The organism is Nostoc sp. FACHB-152 (assembly GCF_014697475.1).
Lineage (GTDB): Bacteria > Cyanobacteriota > Cyanobacteriia > Cyanobacteriales > Nostocaceae > Nostoc_B.
Genome location: NZ_JACJRV010000020.1, coordinates 20933 through 41792, shown reverse-complemented (window position 1 = coordinate 41792; position 20860 = coordinate 20933). Strand labels below are relative to the sequence as shown.

Genomic DNA, 20860 nt, shown 5'->3' with positions numbered 1-20860 from the left:
CAAAATTGTAGTTGAGGTAGATGGTTTAGCTGCTATTTTTACCTAATTTTTATTATTTACTAATACTTCTGCGATCGCCTGTGAAATGGGATAGTGTGGTGAATATAACTCTAACCAAAAAAATTCCCCGACTGGGTTAACTTCGAGGAATACGTACCGACCATCGGGGGTGACAATAATATCAATTGCTCCGTAGTTTAAGCCAAACTCAGCCATTAATTTGAGCAGCTTTTTCTCAATATCTTCTGGCAAGTTGTATGGTTGCCAGTTCTTAGCTAAGGCTCTCCCCTCTTTGCGCCAGTCGTAAGTAGATCCTGCCAAGCTTTGAGAATCTACTGCGGCAGTAAATACGCGGTGTCCGACAATAGTTGTCCGCAACTCCAACGCCTTCGGTACGTTTTCTTGAAATGTCATTGGACAAAAACGTAGCCCTTCCATATTCTCCAGATCATCATTTGTAACTGGAGTAGTAAATACAACGTTTTCTCTTCCTTGGTCATCATAGATAGCAAAAGAAGCAAGCATCTTGGTGATTATGCCTTGCTCTTGACAATCTTGAGCGAATTGCTTGACTGCTTCAGGATTATTAGAAGTTAGAGTCCGGGGAGTTAAAAGTCCAACTTCTTTTGCAACTTTCAACTGTAGTTGCTTATTATTAGCCCGATCCACATTGGATATTTTATCAAAGTGGAATCCTGGGAGGCTGGTAATCATCCCTCTAACAGTAACCCGACATTCCTGAATTGACGCATCTCTATATTGCTTATCCATCGAATTGGGAATTTTCTGCCCGTAGCGCATCCGCCGATACCAAACTGAGGACACTTCACTCAAATCAAGCTTTTGTTCACCATCAGTAATAATTACCCGTTCAGGATCTCCAGAGTAGATATCTAGCTTGACTTCGGTAGGATATCTGTCTGTATCAAACCGAAATGTTTTTTCACCTCTAGCCTCAATTTCTTTGATTACTAGCGGAATGCTTTCGTTGTCGTTGCTAAACGTAACTATTAAAACGGTCATAAAAATTATGAAATATGAAGTATGAAATATTTAATTTGGGCTTTGCCTAAAGTGCGAGATGATTTTGTTGTTTTGTATGATCAGCTTCTTGCCCGTCTCTAATGCCTATCCCACAAGAATCATGCCTGAATTTAGTTGACAGTAGGCTATGTGCGATCGCACTTGAAATTGGCAAGTTTTGACAACTTTCACCTTGATTTAATCTACTAGTTGCGTGAGTCCTATTGTTGTAGCCATTAAACACATACCACTAATTAAGTATGTGTACAAGGAAATTTAAGACAGTTAAGGAATTAATGAGAAGGTAGTTAAAAGGCGGTTTGTAAATAAATGCAAGGATTCTGTGATTTCCGCCAGTAATTATTTATTAAATTTTTAAATATTGTTAACTGTCTTAAATGTCTTAACTGTCTTAAATATCTGCTTAACTGTCCACTTAACTGTCTTAACTGTTATTGCATTTTTTTGAAAAAACTGAGATTATCTATCTACTGAAGAATTGCCAAAATTAAATTTTTATTTTTAATTAGCAACAATTTTAATTACTGAGTAGCTGAATCTAAAAAGTATCTGCAACCTAATGCATTTAGACAATCATAGAAAATTTTTAGTAATAAGTAAGGCAAAATTTATCTATTTGCAACTAGATAAATGAGGTTTTATCTGTGTCTTTTAGGAATATTTACTAAAAATTTAGCGAAGTAAGTTTATCTATTTAATCAAGGGTAAATATTGTTAGGGCTACAAAGGCTCTATTTGCACATTATTTTTTGTTGTAACACAAATATGTCACAACTTTAAGGTATTTTAATGAACACAATTAACAAAACAAATTTTCCACTCTCATCTGGACAAGAAGCAATGTGGTTTATCTACCAAATTGCTCCTGAAAGCATTGCTTATAATATTTTCATTACTGTAAAAATTAATTCTTATTTAAATATTTATATTGTTGAGTGTGTATGGAAAAAAATTATTCAAAACCATCCTATTCTTAGAACCACATATACTAGTTATGAAGACAAACCTGTTCAGCAAGTTAATCAACAGCAAAAAATTAATGTTGAAGTAATAGATGCCAGCATTTGGAGTGAAGACGAATTAAAAGAGAAAATTTATGCTACATCTGACCGACCTTTTAATTTAGAAAAAGATTCAGTTCTCAGGGTGAATTTATTTACGCGTTCAGCGCAAGAACACGTTCTTGTGTTAACAATGCACCACATTGCTGGGGATATGTGGTCTTATGATTTACTGCTGAGTGAATTTCAAACTTTGTATGCTCAAGAAATTGAGCAAGCTAATCAAAAGCAAACCCAGGTAACAGCAGATTCTTTAAGTAAGAATAAAACTTATGCAGATTTTGTTCGCTGGCAATTAGAAATGTTATCGAGTTCCAGGGGAGAAAAACAGCGACAATACTGGCAAAAACAATTAGCTGGCGAATTACCAATTTTGAACTTGCTCCCAGATAAACCCCGCCCCCCAGTACAGACTTATCAAGGAGTATCACATATTTTAAAGCTAGATGAACAGTTAACTAAAAAACTCAAAAATCTAGCTTTCGTTTCTGGAACCAGTCTTTATCAAATTCTGCTCACAGCATTTTACATCCAACTTTACCGTTACACCAATCAAACAGATATCCTTATAGGCAGCCCCATGAGAGGTCGGCCGGGTAAAGAGTTTAAAGAGATGGTCGGCTACTTTTCCAATCTGACTGTTTTACGGGTTTCTCTACAAGAAGATGCCACATTTCATGAACTTCTTGCTCAAGTCAGCAAAACAGTTAGACAAGCCCAAAAGCATCAAGATTACCCATTTTCTCTGTTAGCAGAACAAATCCAGCCACAAAGAGACCCAAGTCGTCATCCTTTGTGTCAAGTTAGTTTCACTTGGCAAGCACAAACTTGGTGTGAACGAACAGACAATTCTTTGCACAGTCAAGAACTAGTGCTGGAAATGGAGCCATATTTGCTTGGGCAAAGGGGCGCACAGTTAGACCTGAGTTTAATGGTGCGAGAAGCTCAGGGGATTTTAGAGCCATGCTGGCAGTACAATACTGACCTTTTTGATGCAGCGACAATCAGGCGCATGGCAGGGCATTTTGTGACCTTGCTAGAAGGTATTGTTGTCAACCCAGAGGCGCAAATTTGGCAATTACCTCTGCTGACAAAAATTGAGCAACAGCAGTTATTAGTTGAGTGGAACAATACCCAGGTAGACTATCCCTCTGATAAATGTATTCATCAATTATTTGAGGAGCAGGTTGAGAAAACACCCAATGCTGTGGCGGTGGTGTTTGGTAATCAACAACTGACTTACTACGAGTTAAATTGCCGTGCTAATGGGTTAGCACACTACTTATACTCCTTGGGTGTAGGAGCAAAGGTACTAGTTGGGTTATGTGTAGAGCGCGGTCTCCTAATGGTCATTGGACTGTTAGCAATTCTCAAGGCGGGTGGGGCTTATGTACCACTTGACCCTGAGTATCCTCAAGAGCGTCTGAGCTTTATGTTAGAAGATGCTCAAGTTTCAGTGCTACTTACTCAACAGCATCTAAGTGATAGACTACCACAGCATCAAGCGACAGTCCTCTGTTTAGATACTCAATGGCAGGCGATAGATAAGTCAAGCCAAGATAATCTGAACACTGATGTACAAGCAACTAATCTGGCTTATGTGATTTATACCTCTGGTTCTACAGGAACACCTAAAGGTGTGATGGTTGAGCATCAAGGACTGTGTAACTTAGCTCAAGCTCAAATTCAAACTTTTGGTTTGACTTCAGATAGTCGCGTTCTTCAATTTGCCTCCTTCAGTTTTGACGCTTCGATTTGGGAAGTCGTCATGGCTTTTGGCTCAGGTGCAACGCTATATCTGGGAACAAAAGACTCGCTATTGCCAGGAAAGCCGTTGATTGAACGATTACGAGATGATGCGATTACGCATATCACATTACCACCATCGGCGTTAGCAGTGATGCCACAAGAGGAACTGCCAGCACTGCAAACAATCATTGTCGCCGGAGAAGCTTGTCCGGCGGAATTAATCAAGCAATGGTCTGTGGGTCGAAACTTATTCAACGCTTACGGGCCGACAGAAGCGAGTGTTTGTGCAACGATCGCCAAATGCACCCCGGAAGATGAGAAAATATCGATTGGTAAGGCGATCGCCAATACCCAAGTGTACATCTTAGACAAAAATTTACAACCAGTACCTGTAGGTGTGCCAGGGGAGTTGCACATTGGGGGTGTTGGGCTGGCAAGAGGCTACCTCAATCGAAGAGAACTTACGCAGGAAAGATTTATCAACAGCCCCTTCGGCACTGGTCGCCTCTATAAAACTGGAGATTTGGCGCGTTATTTACCAGATGGTAATATTGAATACTTGGGACGAATTGACAACCAAGTTAAAATACGGGGTTTCCGCATTGAATTGGCAGAAATTGAAGCAAGATTAAGCCAATATGAGGAAGTGCAGGCTTGTTGTGTAATTGTCCGTGAAGACAATCCTGGTGATAAACGCCTAGTCGCCTACGTAGTAACGCATCTAGGGCAGATACCGACGGTTAACCAGTTGCGCTCTTTCCTGTCTAGCCGACTGCCTAATTATATGGTGCCACATACGTTTGTCATGCTGGAATCACTGCCACTAACTCCTAACGGCAAGATAGACCGCAATGCTCTACCAGTGCCGGATTCCCGTGGAGAACTCCAAGTCAGTTTTGTAGCACCACGCAATCAAATCGAAGAAATACTAGCACTAATATGGTCAGAAGTTCTACGAGTAGAGAGTGTAGGTATTCACGATAACTTTTTTGAACTGGGCGGTGATTCAATCCTCAGTATTCAAATCATTAGCAGAGCCAAGCTTGCTGGATTGCAACTTACCCTCAAGCAATTATTTGCACATCCAACAATTGCCCAATTGGCAACAGTAGTAGACACAATCAATAAAATTGAGGCAGAACAAGAATTAGTCACAGGTACATTACCTTTAACCCCCATTCAACATTGGTTCTTTGAGCAAAACCTCTCCCAGCCGCACCACTTTAATCAAGCATTTCTACTCTCAGTACCATCTGACCTCAAGCCGGAGCTATTGCAGCAAGTATTCAAGCAATTGCTAGTACATCACGATGCTCTGCGCTTACGTTTTACACAGTCTGACTCTACTTGGCAGCAGATTTACTCTGCGCCGAATCATAGCGTTGCTTTCTCTTACATAGACTTATCAGCAATTCCCGAAACTGAACAACAAGCAGCCATTGAAGCTCAAGGTAATTTGTTGCAGGCGAGACTAAATCTGTCAGAAAATCTAGTACAGATTGCCTTTTTCCATCTGGGTATTGACAAAAAGGCACGATTACTGATCGTTGTCCATCATTTAGCAATTGATGGTGTGTCTTGGCGGATTTTATTAGAGGATTTGCAAACAGCTTACCAGCAACTTGCTCTAGGTAAAGCTATTACCTTTCCTGCTAAAACAACGTCTTTCAAAGATTGGTCTTTTAAATTAACCGAATATGCACAATCACAAGCCTTCAAATCAGAAGCGGCTTACTGGTTGGATGAATCTCGCGCCGCAGTTCCATCTCTACCTGTTGACTATATAAAAGGGGCAAACACTGTTGCAGCAGCTAGTACAGTATTATTGTCTTTAAGTGAGGCGGAAACTCTTGCTTTGCTGCAAGATGTACCAAAAGCTTACAACACTCAGATTAACGATGTACTACTGACTGCCTTGGTGTTAGTTTTGAGCAGATGGACTCACTCTCAGAGTGTGCTGTTCAACTTAGAAGGTCATGGGCGGGAAAATATTGTTGATGGTGTGGATTTATCACGTACCATCGGTTGGTTTACGACCATCTTCCCTGTGCTTATTGAACTCCCAGCTACAGACAATCCAGCAGATGCTTTAAAATCTGTCAAAGAACAATTACGGGCTATTCCCAATAAAGGAATTGGCTATGGATTATTGCGCTATCTAAGCCAAGATACAAAAATTGCGAATCAACTACAGGCATTACCGCAAGCTCAAATCAGTTTTAATTATTTGGGTCAATTCGCTCAACTGCTTAATACAAATTCTTGGATGCAGCCAGCCAGTGAGTCTGCGGGAAAAATGCACGGTTGGCAAAATAACCGCACTCATCTGCTAGAGATTAATAGCATTATTACGGGAGAACGTCTACAAATAGAGTGGACTTACAGCAGTAATTTTCATCAGCGCACCACAATTGAAAGTTTGGCGCAAGAATTTATCGAGACATTGCAGAAACTTATTGCTCATTGTTCATCTCCTGAGAATGGCGGTTATACACCAACAGATTTCCCATTAATCAAGCTCAACCAGTTAGAACTAGACCAACTGTTGGCAAGTTTAGGCAAAACTAACTGGCGAAATATTGAAGATATTTACCCACTCTCCCCGATGCAACAGGGAATGCTGTTTGAAAGTTTGTATGCTCCAGACTCAGGAGTGTATTTTGAGCAGTGTAGTTATGCTTTGAGTGGAAATTTAAATGTATCAGTATTTGAGCAAGCTTGGCAGCAAGTGATAGCACGGCATTCTGTCTTGCGAACTGCGTTTGTTTGGGAGAATGAGCAACAGCCACTTCAAGTAGTGTATCGGCAGGTAAACGTTAACCTACAAAGCTATGATTGGCGAGAGCTATCTGCACAAGAGCAGCAAAAAAAATTAGAGCTTTTGTTGCAGTCACAGCGACAACAGGGTTTCTATTTGTCTATTGCACCACTGATATACTTGGTTCTCATTCAACTAAGTGCAGATACTTATCAATTTATTTGGAGTTCTCATCACTTATTGCTTGATGGTTGGTCAGGACGTTTGATTTTTCAAGACCTGCTGTCCTTTTATCAAGCAATTTCTCAGGGTAAAAATTTAGCTATTAAACCAACTACCAGCTACAGCAACTATATTGCTTGGCTACAAAAACAAGATCAAGACCTAGCTCGGCAATTCTGGCGGCAGAAACTTCAAGGTTTTAATCTACCCACTCCTTTAAGTGTTGATCAGCCATCGTCAAACCGTAAACCGTTAAATTCTCGCTACAGTAAACAACAAATCCACCTGACAAGAAAAACGACATCTGCCATACAAACATTTGTGCGACAGCATCAGTTGACACTAAATAGTCTAGTACAAGCCACTTGGTCATTACTTTTGTGTCGCTACAGTCAAGAAACTGATGTAGTGTTTGGTGTTACTGTGTCTGGTCGTCCACCTGAGCTTGCTGGCATTGAGTCAATGGTAGGATTATTTATCAACACTTTGCCAGTACGCGTTCAAGTTTCTGGTGAGACTCAAGTAATAGATTTGTTGAAGAATTTACAAGCACAGCAAGTTGAATCTGAACAATATTCATATAGCTCACTGGCAGAGATTCAAGGTCTGAGTGATGTGCCTAGAGGAATGTCTTTGTTTGAGAGCATTGTTGTCTTCGAGAATTATCCTATTGATGAGGCAGCGCAACAGGAAAATTACAGTTTCTCTATAGACAATATTCACGCCATTGAACAAACTAATTATCCTCTGACGGTAGTGGTTGTTCCTGGTGAGCAACTGTTTGTCAAGATTAGCTACGAGACTAGCCGATTTGATGATGACACAATTACTCGTTTATTAGGACATTTCCAAACATTAATTGAGGGAATTGTTGCTCACCCAGAAGAACGGATTTTACAATTGCCAATGCTGACGCAACCTGAGCAACAGCAGTTATTAGTAGAGTGGAACGATACAACAGTAGACTATTCACTTCAAAAGTGCCTGCATCAGTTGTTTGAAGAGAAGGTTGAACGCACCCCTGATGCAGTAGCGGTAGTGTACGAAGACAATCAACTTACCTACGAACAATTAAATCGTCGCGCTAACCAGTTAGCACACTATTTGCGTTCCTTGGGTGTAGAGCCAGATGTGCTGGTAGGTATTTGTGTAGAGCGTTCGCTCGATATGATTGTCGGACTATTGGCTATACTCAAAGCGGGTGGTGCTTACGTCACACTTGACAGTGGGTATCCTCAAGACCGCTTGAGCTTCATGATAGAAGATGCTCAGGTTTCTGTGCTACTCACACAACAAGAATTACTCAACAAACTACCAGAGCATAGCGCACAACTTGTTTGTATAGATAGCGATCGCTCAACCATAGCGCAACATAGCAACAAAAATCCAGAAAACACTACAACACCAGATAATTTAGCTTATGTTATCTACACTTCTGGTTCTACAGGTAAGCCTAAAGGTGTTTTAGTTAATCACGCTAATGTAACTCGTTTATTTGCAGCGACAAATGCTTGGTATAACTTTAACTCTCAAGATGTGTGGACAATGTTCCACTCTTATGCTTTTGACTTTTCTGTGTGGGAAATTTGGGGTGCATTGCTGTATGGTGGAAAACTAATAGTAGTGCCTTATTTAGTGACGCGATCGCCTGAATTATTCTATAAGTTATTGTGTCAAGAAAAAGTCACAGTCCTTAATCAAACACCTTCAGCCTTCCGCCAGTTAATTCAAGCAGAACAGTCAATTACATTTCCCCCTGCTTCTGACTTGAACTTACGCCTAGTAATCTTCGGTGGAGAAGCACTGGAACTAAAGAGCTTGCAACCTTGGTTTGATAGACACGGCGACACCTCACCCCAGTTAGTGAATATGTACGGGATTACAGAAACCACCGTACACGTTACCTATCGCCCATTGAGCAAAGCCGATTTGCAAAGCACGGCCAGTGTAATTGGTCGCCCCATACCCGACTTACAAGTATATGTACTAGATGAATATTTACAGCCAGTGCCTATTGGCGTTCCTGGCGAAATGTACGTTGGTGGTGCTGGGGTGGCGCATGGTTATTTGAATCGTCACGAGTTGACCCAACAACGGTTTATCTCTCATCCTTTTGAGAAGGCAGAAGGCAGAGAGCAGCGCGTTGCGGGGCTTCCCCCCGTTGTAGAGACTGCGGAGAGGCAGGAGGCAGAAGGAAATAAATTATACAAAACTGGTGATTTAGGGCGGTATTTACCCAATGGCGAATTAGAGTATTTAGGACGCATCGATAACCAAGTAAAAATACGTGGCTTCCGCATTGAGTTGGGAGAAATTGAGGCATTACTGGCTTCTCATCCGGCGGTGTGGGAAAGCGTGGTGATAGTCCGAGAAGATGAACCGGGCCATAAACGTTTAGTAGCTTATGTAGTGCCGCAGCTAGAACAATCTCCTACAGTCGCAGAGGTGCGTCAGTTTCTCAAGGACAAGCTACCAGAGTACATGATCCCAAGTGCTTTTGTGCTGCTAGAATCCTTACCCCTCACCTCTAACGGCAAAATAGACCGTCGCGCCCTGCCAAAACCAGAATTAGACAGCACACTGTTAGAAAAATATGTTGCCCCGCGTACACCTACTGAAGAAATGCTGGCGCAAATTTGGGCGCAAGTATTGAAAGTAGAGCAAGTAGGTATTCATGATAACTTCTTTGAACTAGGGGGACACTCGCTACTCGCCACCCAACTAGTTTCACGCATCCGCAACATTTTCAAGGTGGAAATACTATTGCGTGAGTTGTTTGCCGCAGCTACAGTTGCCCAATTGGCGCAAGTAATTGGGCAATTAAAGCAACAGGACTTAGAACTTTCTACAGCACCTATCTTAAGGCGGGTAGAGAATGCAGACTTACAATTGTCTTATGCTCAACAGCGTTTATGGTTTTTAGACCAATTCGAGCCAGACAGCCCTTTCTACAACATACCCATAGCGTTGCGTTTAACAGGAAAACTGGAACTTACCGCCTTAGAGCAAAGCCTACAAGAAATCATTGCACGCCACGAAGCGTTACGCACCAACTTCATCACAATTGATGGACAACCAATTCAAGTTATTAGGGGAATAGGGAATAGTGAACAGGAAGTAGTTTCCGTTGTTGACTTAAAGCACTTATCTGCAAATGAACAAGAAATAGCTGTACAGCAAATAGGACAATTACAATTTAGCCAACCCTTTGACCTAGCAAAAGAAGCATTAGTCAGAGCCAAATTAGTAGTGCTATCCGACACAGAAAATATCTTGTTTGTCTGTATGCACCACATAGTCGCTGATGGCTGGTCAATGGGTGTGTTTATCTCCGAACTAGCAACACTTTACAACGCTTACTCAATAGGTCAGTCGTCACCTTTAGCACCATTGCCAATTCAATACGCAGACTTCGCTATTTGGCAAAGACAGTGGTTGGTAGAAGATGTATTGCAAAGCCAACTAAGTTACTGGGAACAACAACTAAAAGATGCACCAGCTTTATTATCCCTACCCACAGACCGACCAAGACCATCTGTGCAAACCTACAACGGCACACATCAAGAATTTGCACTGTCTGGTGAATTAACTAATAAGTTAGCAAAACTGAGCCAAGAACAAGGTGTAACTTTGTTCATGACGCTGTTGGCAGCCTTCGATACCCTGCTTTATCGCTATACAGGACAAGAAGATATATTGGTGGGATCGCCCATTGCTAACCGCGATCGCTCCGAGATAGAAGGGTTAATTGGCTTTTTTGTCAATACTTTAGTCATGCGAACTGACTTAGCAGGCAATCCCACCTTTAGCGAATTACTAAGTCGCGTTCGAGACATGGCAATGTCGGCATACTCTCATCAACATTTGCCCTTTGAAATGCTGGTGGAAGCATTGCAGCCAGAACGGGATCTCAGCTATACACCACTGTTTCAAGTAATGTTTGTCCTCCAGAATGCGCCCACATCTGGATTAGAACTAACAGGTTTAAATGTTAGTTCCTTCCTCATCAAAGGTACAACTTCCAGGTTTGATTTAACCTTAATTATGCAAAACAGTCCAACTGGGCTGGTAGGAGTATGGGAGTACAATACAGACTTGTTTGATGCTAGTACCATTGATCGCATGACAAGTCATTTTGTCACCTTACTTGAAGGTATTATTGCTAACCCAGAACAACGAATTTCTCAATTGCCACTGTTAACAGCAGTTGAGCAACAGCAGTTATTAATAGATTGGAACGATACAGCAGTAGATTATCCCCTGTATAAGTCCATCCATCAGTTATTTGAGGAGCAAGTGGAACTGACACCTGATGCAGTAGCGGTGGAATTTGGAAATCAACAACTAACTTATTCCCAATTAAACTGTCGCGCTAACCAGTTAGCACACTACTTGCAGTCTGTGGGTGTAAAACCAGATACCTTAGTTGGTCTGTGTGTCGAGCGTTCTTTAGAGATGGTCATCGGACTGTTGGGGATTCTCAAAGCGGGTGCAGCTTATGTACCACTTGACCCAGAGTATCCGAGCGATCGCTTGAGTTTTATTTTAGAAGATACTCAAGTAAAAGTTTTACTGACTCAACAGCGACTTATTGATAGGCTACCGCCAAATCAGGCAAAACTTGTTTGCTTAGATACTGATGCTGAAAAGATTTCCCAGTGCAGCCCAGACAACATCATTTCTGGCGTACAACCCAATAACTTAGTCTATATAATTTACACTTCCGGCTCTACAGGACAACCCAAAGGTATAGCTATGAGTCAGCTTGCCCTTTGCAATCATATCTTGTGGCATCGGGACAACCTGAAAATTACTCGTGCAAAAACCCTGCAATTTGCTTCGGTTAGCTTTGATGTCTCCTTCCAGGAAATCTTCACTACTTGGTGTTCTGGCGGCACATTATTCCTCATCACAGAGGAATTACGCCGTGATGCTTTAGCATTATTAGGTTTTCTGCAAGAGAAACAAATTCAAAGGATGTTTCTCCCAGTTGTCGGCTTACAGCAATTAGCAGAAGTCGCCTTGGGGAATGACATAGTTAATACTGGTTTGCGGGAAATTATTACTTCTGGAGAACAATTGCAAATTACCCCTGCAATTTCTGGATGGTTGAGCAAACTAACTGATATTACTTTGCATAATCAGTATGGGCCGTCAGAAAGCCATTTAGCCACCAGTTATACTCTGCCTGACTTCATAGACACTTGGCCGCTACTTCCTTCCATCGGGCGACCGATTTCTAACACGCAAATTTACATCCTCGATAAATATCTACAGCCTGTACCCGTGGGTGTGCTGGGAGAAGTGTACATTGCAGGTGTGCTTTTAGCTCAAGGCTACTTTAACAGACCTCAGTTAACACAAGAGAAATTCATTCCAAATCCTTTTGAGAAGGCAGAAGGCAGAGAGCAGCGCGTTGCGGGGGTTCCCCCCGTTGTAGCGACTGCGGAGAGGCAGGAGGCAGGAGGTAATAGATTATACAAAACAGGGGACTTAGCGCGTTATTTACCTGACGGTAAGCTTGAATCTTTAGGACGCATTGACAATCAAGTTAAAATTAGGGGTTTCCGTATTGAGTTGGGCGAAGTTGAAGCGGTACTGGGTCAACTAAGTGATATACAAGCCTCTTGTGCGGTTGTCCGTGAGGATATACCAGGCGATAAACGCTTAGTCGCTTATATTGTGCCGCAACCAGAGCAAACAATCTCTATTAGCGAAGTACGTAACTTCCTCAAGGAAAAGTTACCAGAATATATGGTGCCAAGTGCAATAGTCATCTTGGAGGCTCTACCGCTTTCTGCTAACAGGAAATTAGACCGCCGCGCGTTACCTGCACCTGATTTACACAACCAATTATCAGATCAGTATGTCGCCCCACGTAACCCCATTGAGGAAATTGTGTCAGTAATTTGGGCGCAAGTGCTGAAAGTTGAGCGAGTTGGTATTCATGATAATTTCTTTGAACTTGGCGGACATTCTCTACTAGCAACGCAATTAGTTTCTCGCGTGCGTACTAGCTTGACAGTAGAATTACCATTGCGGAGCTTATTTGCTGCACCAACGGTTGCTGAATTATCCCAACATATTCAACAGTTACAGCAACATGATCTAACAACATCAGCCATCTTACCAAGAACAAGGGATGCAGATTTACCACTGTCTTATGCTCAACAGCGTTTATGGTTTTTAGACAAGTTAAATCCCAATAGTCCCTTCTATAACTTACTTGTAGCTTTGCGTCTAGATGGTACTCTCAATCAAACTGCGCTACAACAAAGCTTACAAGAAATTATTAATCGCCACGAAGCGTTACGCACTAACTTCATTACAGTTAATGGAGAACCAGTTCAAGTTATTAAAGAACAGGGGACAGTATCAGTACCAATTGTTGATTTGCAGCATTTATCTATAACCGAAAAAGAAATTACTTTGCAGCAATTAGCGCAACAACAAGCTCACCAACCCTTTAATCTGGCAGATGAATCATTAATCAGGACAACATTAGTAGTGTTGTCTGAGACAGAACAAGCATTGTTCTTGTTTATACATCATATTGTCTTTGATGGTTGGTCAATGGGTGTGTTTGTCCAAGAATTAGAAGCTTTATACAATGCTTATTCCCAAGATAAAATGTCACCGTTAACACCACTGCCAATTCAGTATGCAGATTTCGCAATTTGGCAAAGGCAGTGGCTACAAGGAGATGTATTACAAAGCCAACTAAATTACTGGGAACAGCAATTAAAAGATGCACCAGCCTTATTATCCCTACCTACAGACCGACCAAGACCGCCTGTGCAGACTTTCGCTGGCGCATATCAGCAGTTTCTACTGTCAGATGGGTTAACTGATAGGTTGACAAAACTGAGCCAAGAGCAAGGTGTAACTTTGTTTATGACGCTGTTGGCAGCATACAATACCTTGCTTTATCGCTACACAGGACAAGAAGATATTTTGGTGGGTACACCAATTGCTAACCGCGATCGCTCGGAGATAGAAGGGTTAATCGGCTTTTTTGTCAATACCTTAGTTATCCGCTCTAACTTAGCTGGTAATCCCACTTTTAGCGAATTACTAACCCGTGTTCGAGAAGTCGCTTTAGGCGCATACTCTCATCAGAATTTACCCTTTGAAATGTTGGTGGAAGCATTACAACCAGAACGGAATCTCAGTCATACGCCACTGTTTCAGGTATTGTTCAACCTTCAGAATGCACCCTTACAAGAATTAGAGCTTGCTGGTTTAACTGTTAGTTCATTGCCAGTAGAAAGCAGAACTACAAAGGTTGATTTGGGTTTATCGATGGAAAACACTACCCAAGGATTGTTGGGTGTGTGGGAGTACAATACTGACTTGTTTGATGCCAGCACAATTGCACGAATGACTGGTCATTTTGTCACATTGCTGGAAGGTATTGTTACTAATCCCCAAGAGCGAATTTATCAATTACCACTGCTGACAACAGTTGAGCAGCAGCAGTTATTGGTTGACTGGAATCATACATGGGTTGACTACCCTGAAGATAAGTGTATCCATCAATTATTTGAGGAACAGGTTGAGCGTACACCGGATGCTGTAGCGTTGGTGTTTGACAATGAACAACTTACCTACCACCAGTTGAATTGTCGTGCTAATGGGTTGGCTCATCACTTGCGCTCATTGAGTGTAAAACCAGATACTCTGGTCGGTATTTGTGTAGAACGCTCAATAGACATGGTGGTGGGACTACTAGGTATTCTCAAAGCTGGTGGTGCATATCTGCCACTTGACCCAGAATATCCCCCTGAGCGTTTGAGTTTCATGCTAGAAGATGCTCAAGTTTCGCTACTGTTAACTCAACAGCGACTTATTGACAGACTTCCCAAACATCAAGCAAAACTTATTTGTTTAGATGAAGTCTGGTCAGAAATTGCCCAACACAATCAAGATAATCCAAACAGTGGAGTTAGAGCCTTTCATCTAGCGAATGTGATTTACACCTCAGGCTCAACAGGTAGACCGAAAGGTGTGATGGTTGAGCATAAAGGACTGTGCAACTTAGCTCAAGCTCAGATTCAAACTTTTGGCTTGACTAAGAATAGTCACGTTCTCCAGTTTGCCTCCTTCAGTTTTGATGCTTCAATCTCAGAAATTTTGATGGCTTTGGGGTCAGGTGCAACGCTATATCTGGGAACAAAAGACTCGCTATTGCCAGGAAAGCCGTTGATTGAGCGATTACGAGATGATGCCATTACCCATATCACATTACCACCATCGGCTTTAGCGGTAATGCCACAAGAGGAACTGCCAGCATTGCAAACAATAGTTGTTGCTGGCGAAGCTTGTCCTACTGAATTAATTAAGCAATGGTCTGTGGGCAGAAACTTCTTTAATGCCTACGGCCCAACGGAAGCGAGTGTGTGTGCAACGATCGCCAAATGCACCCCGGAAGATGAGAAAATCACTATAGGCAGAGCGATCGCCAATACTCAAGTTTTCATCTTAGACAGCAATCTACAACCCGTACCGATAGGTGTGCCGGGAGAGTTACACATCGGTGGTGTAGGGTTGGCAAGAGGCTACCTCAACCGGACAGAACTAACTCAAGAAAAATTTATTCCTAACCCCTTCAGAAGAAGCAGGGGAGCAGGGGAGCAGGGGAGCAGAGAAGAAAATTTCTTTAATTCTGAGCGTCTCTACAAAACTGGAGATTTGGCACGTTATTTGCCAGATGGAAACATTGAATACTTAGGACGTATTGACAACCAAGTTAAAATACGTGGTTTCCGTATTGAATTGGCAGAAATAGAAAGTCTACTGGGACAACATAGTGATGTGCAGAACTGTTGTGTCATTGCTCATGAAGGAACCCCAGGTAATAAGCGTTTAGTCGCTTATGTAGTACCACAAAAAGATGTCACACTCACAACCGAAGAACTGCGACAATTCCTGGCTAATAAATTACCTGGGTATATGGTTCCAGCCGCTTTTGTCATATTAGAGTCCTTACCCTTGACACCTAACGGTAAAGTAGACCGTCGCGCTCTACCTAACCCAGATTTACATCAAGAATCATTAGATTATGTCATGCCAAATACAGAGATAGAAAGCATTATTGCTGACATTTGGCAACAAGTATTAGCTCTAGAAAATGTAGGAATTTACAATAATTTCTTTGAGCTTGGAGGTCATTCATTAATCTTAGTAAAAGTTAATCAACAACTGCAAGAAAAATTGGGTTTAGAACTATCAATAGTTGATATGTTTAACTACCCAACTATACATAGTCTTAGCAAATATTTATGGACTAAATCTCAAAAAGAAGAAACTATTAAAGAAAACAATTATCGCACTCAAACCCAGAGTGAAATTAAAGCTGTAAGAAAACAACAACTAAAATCCAGACAGCAACATCGTTCTCAGAAAAAAGGTGTAAAATGACAAACTTAATGCATGACAATAACGAATTTAATAATTCTGAAATAGCTATAATTGCTGTTGCTGGTAGATTCCCTGGCGCAAAAGATATTGAATCATTTTGGCAAAATATTCGAGATGGTGTAAAATCAATCTCTTGGCTGACAGATGAAGAATTAATCAACTCTGGTGTTTCTGTTGATTTAATAAATAATCCGAGTTATGTAAAAGCAAGCGGTGTTTTAGAAGATATTGAATTATTTGATGCAAATTTCTTTGCTTATAGTGCCAAAGAAGCTGAGTTAATAGATCCACAACAACGCCTATTTTTAGAATTAGCTTGGGAAGCTGTCGAAAAAGCTGGTTATGACCCGCAAACCTACAATAGATTAATTGGGGTTTATGGTGGTGTGGGGATGAATAGATATTTTCTCAACAATATCTATTCTCATCATCAATTACTAGGAACATTTGACCCCGTACAGTTAGGAATATCCAACGATAAAGATTTTTTACCGACACGAGTTGCATATAAACTCGATTTGACTGGCCCCGCAGTCAATGTACAAACAGCCTGTTCTACTTCTTTGGTTGCGGTTCATGTAGCGTGTCAAAGTCTTTTAAATGGTGAATGTGACATAGCTTTAGCTGGGGGTGTGACTCTGTGTATTCCTCAGAAAATAGGTTATTTGCATCAAGAAGGAATGATTTTGTCTCCTGATGGACACTGCCGTACTTTTGATGCTAAGGCACAAGGGACAATTGCTGGTAGCGGTGCTGGGATTGTGGTACTAAAAAGATTACAGGATGCAATCAGCGATCGCGACTACATCCATGCAATCATTAAAGGCTCGGCTATTAATAACGATGGTGCAACAAAAGTTGGCTACACTGCGCCTAGTGTTAGCGGACAAGCCGCAGTTATTGGTGAAGCGCAAGCTATAGCGGGTGTAGAGGCTGAAACAATTTCCTATATTGAAGCTCATGGTACAGCGACACCTTTAGGAGATCCGATAGAAATTGCGGCTTTAACTCAAGCTTTTAGTCAAACTACAGATCAAAAAGGTTTCTGCGCCATTGGTTCAGTCAAAACCAACTTTGGACATTTAGATACAGCCGCAGGTGTCGCAGGTTTGATTAAGACGGTATTAGCACTGCAACATAAAATGCTGCCTCCTAGCTTGCATTTTGAGACACCTAACCCCAAAATTGATTTTGCAAACAGTCCTTTTTATGTCAACACAACCCTGAAAGAATGGAAGACAGATAACACTCCTCGCCGTGCTGGTGTTAGTTCCTTTGGGATGGGGGGGACGAATGCTCATGTCATTTTGGAAGAAACTCCTGTGTTGGAGCAGGGGAGCAGGGGAGCAGGGGAGCAGGGGAGAGATTATCAACTTTTATGTCTGTCGGCTAAGACTGCGAGTGCGTTGGAGAAAGCGACAGCTAATTTAATCACGCATTTAAAAGAGCATCCAGAACTTAATTTAGGCGATGTGGCTTATACACTCAACAGTGGTCGCCGGGGCTTTAATTATCGACGGATGTTAGTTTGTCGTGATTTAGAAGATGCTGTCAAAGGTCTAGAGTCAAAACAGGTATTTTCCAACTATACAGAGATTACAGAACGGCCTGTTGTCTTTATGTTTCCCGGTCAAGGTTCTCAGTATGTCAACATGGCGCGGGAAATTTATGAGACTGAGGAAGTATTTAAAGAACAAGTTGATTATTGTTCAGAATTTTTGAAACCCTTACTAGGGCTAGATTTACGTCATATTCTTTACACCAGCGATGAAAAGATTGATGAAGCGTCAAAGCAACTTCAACAAACAGGAATTGCCCAACCTGCTATTTTTGTAATTGAATATGCCCTAGCTAAATTATGGCAGTCTTGGGGAGTAGAAGCACAAGCTGCGATCGGTCATAGTATAGGCGAGTATGTAGCCGCAACTCTCGCAGAAGTTTTCTCTTTAGAAGATGCTTTATCTTTGGTAGCAGCACGCGGACAACTGATGCAGCAACTACCCACTGGAGCAATGCTTTCTGTTCCCTTACCCGCAGACAAGGTACAATCCCTATTAGGTAAAGAACTTTCTGTTGCTGCGATTAATCAGCGATCGCAATGCGTAGTTTCCGGTTCCATAGCAGCGATAGATGCACTACAAAATCAGCTTGCTGCTCAAGGCATTGAATGTCGCCGTCTGCATACTTCCCATGCCTTCCATTCGCTGATGATGGAACCCATCTTAGAGGCATTTACAGAGCAAGTTAAAAAAGTTACTTTAAATCCGCCAAAACTGCCTTATATTTCCAACTTAACTGGTACTTGGATTACAACTACACAAGCCACTAATCCTGACTACTACGCTCAACATCTACGTTCTACAGTGCTGTTTGCCTCCGGTATAGAGAAATTATTAGCAAAGCCAGAGCAAGTCTTATTAGAAGTAGGGCCAGGACATACACTAGCTACATTAGTTAAAAGACATCAAAACAAAGCAGCCGCACAAATTGTATTAACTTCAGTACGTCATCCTCAAGAAAAGCAATCTGATATTCATGTTTTATTCAACACATTTGGTCAACTTTGGTTGGCTGGGGTGAAAGTAGATTGGTTGGGATTTTATAGTCAGGATGAGTATTATCATATTCCTTTACCAACTTACCCCTTTGAGCGCCAACGTTATTGGATTGACCCGCCACAAAAAACAGCTTGGGAAGATTCGCAAATACCCACAACATCAAAATTGTGGACACTGCTTAAACAAGCAGGTCAAAAGCAAGCAAGCATTAGAAATGCAGAACTTGACGAATTAACTTATCAAGAAAATAGACAGTGGCTAGATAATTTATGTACAGCTTACATTAACTCTGCATTCCAAAAATTAGGGGCTTTTAGTAATTCTCAAGACAAGTATTCTTTAGAAAATTTATTAGATAAATACAATATTTCTCCCCGCTACCAACAATTGTTTTCTAGATGGTTGCAGATATTAATTGAGCAAAAACAACTACAGCAACAAGAAGGATTATTTACTGGACTAGTATCATGTTCACAAGATTACATTAACGAACATTTAAAACAAGTCAGAACAAGGTTCGCTAATTCTTCTTTAGTAGATTTAGATTTAATCCAACGCTGTGGGGAAAATTTAGCGGCTATTGTTACTGGTGAACAAGAACCATTAGAGATTTTTAATAAACTAGTTTACCAAAAAGAAAACAAACCATCATATTCAGAATCATCCATAATTACTTACTACAACTCTATTGTGCGCTCCAGTTTGGAACAGCTAATCAAATCATTACCGTCATCTGTTCAGCTGAGAGTTTTGGAAATCGGTGCGGGTACTGGTGTCACTACACAAGCTATATTACCTGTGTTGCCACCACAAAGAACCAGCTATACTTTTACTGATATTGGTAGCGGCTTCTTAACTCAAGCGCAAGAGAAATTTAAAGACTATCCATTTGTTGAATATCGCTTACTAGACATAGACAAATCGCCAACCGAGCAAGGGTTTGAAAAGTACAGCTTTGATGTCATCATCGCCACTAATGTTTTACACGCCACTCGTAATATAGATAAAACACTTCATCATGTACGCTCTTTATTAGCTCCTGGCGGCTTCCTTTTAGTGTGGGAAATAACTCAGGCGAAAATTGACTTTGATATTAGCTGGGGTCTACTTTTAAAACCATTAGATGATAAAAGACGCAGCCCTGGTCAGCCTTTTATTATTCTAGACCAGTGGTTTGAAGCATTAAGAGAGCAAGATTTTGTGCAAGTTGCTGCTTTTCCTGAAACGGAAACAATTGAACATCAAATTATTATGGCAGTTGCTTCTGCATCAGCTGCGTTTAGTGTAAAATCCGGGCAGAAGAAATCAGAAAATGTCTTACAAACAAAGTCAGATACTTTTGAGTCAGAAAAATTATCAGCAAACTATTCAAGACCTAATTTACCCAATTCTTATGTAGCCCCTCGTGACGCAATTGAGCAAAAAATTGCTGAGATTTGGCAAGAATTATTAGGAGTAAAAGAAGTAGGCATCCATGATAACTTTTTTGAATTAGGAGGAGATTCTTTAATCGCTGTACAAGTTCTATCTCGATTGCGAAATATTTTTTCTATTAAATTAACTGTTGCTAGTTTGTTTGAATATCCCACAATAGTGGAAGTTGCATCCAAGCTACAAGAACAAATTCAATTAAATTCTCACTTAAGTACGAATGAGAGAGAAGAAATCGCAATTTAAATGCAATAACTTCTATCTTGTACCAAGTGATTGAGTAGTTTAAGCGTAGAACTTAGAACAGCAGACATTGAATATCCCCCTAAATTCATTTTTGAGGGGTTTTAGGAGGGGGGAACGAAACCTTAACTGAACCGTATTGGAATATAAATACATTAGACCTCTTGCATAACTATTTTTTTGTCTCACGCAGAGGCGAGGTAGAGCGTTGGGCGGTTTCCCTGACTTGTAGACGCGCTCTGCACGGCTTCCCGAAGGGTAGGCCGTCGCAAAGGCGCAGAGAAAGAGATTAAAACATGGACTTTTGCAAAAGGTCTATTCTTAACTGTCTTAACTGTCTTAACTGTCCTCTTTCCTGCTGTCTTAACTGTCTT

Annotated in this window: 3 protein-coding genes; 2 read left to right on the top strand and 1 reads right to left on the bottom strand. The window is 41.2% G+C overall.

All coding sequences use genetic code 11. From position 1 onward, the window contains the following. Positions 1-42 precede the first annotated feature (42 nt). A complete protein-coding gene (locus H6G76_RS16445; protein WP_190702528.1) occupies positions 43-1023 on the bottom strand; it encodes an MvdD family ATP-grasp ribosomal peptide maturase in 981 nt (326 codons plus the stop codon). Between the two features lie 810 nt (positions 1024-1833). On the opposite strand from H6G76_RS16445, the gene H6G76_RS16440 reads away from it, so the two are divergent. Together H6G76_RS16440 and H6G76_RS16435 are read left to right on the top strand one after the other, a co-directional pair. Next, positions 1834-16254 carry a non-ribosomal peptide synthetase gene (locus H6G76_RS16440; protein WP_190702526.1) on the top strand — a complete coding sequence of 4807 codons (14421 nt, stop codon included), beginning with the start codon at positions 1834-1836 and terminating at the stop codon, positions 16252-16254. Further along, the gene (locus H6G76_RS16435) at positions 16251-20489 is read left to right on the top strand and encodes a type I polyketide synthase (RefSeq protein ID WP_190702522.1); all 4239 of its coding nucleotides are present in this window, start codon (positions 16251-16253) and stop codon (positions 20487-20489) included. Before H6G76_RS16440 ends, H6G76_RS16435 begins: the two co-directional genes overlap by 4 nt. Positions 20490-20860 lie beyond the last annotated feature (371 nt).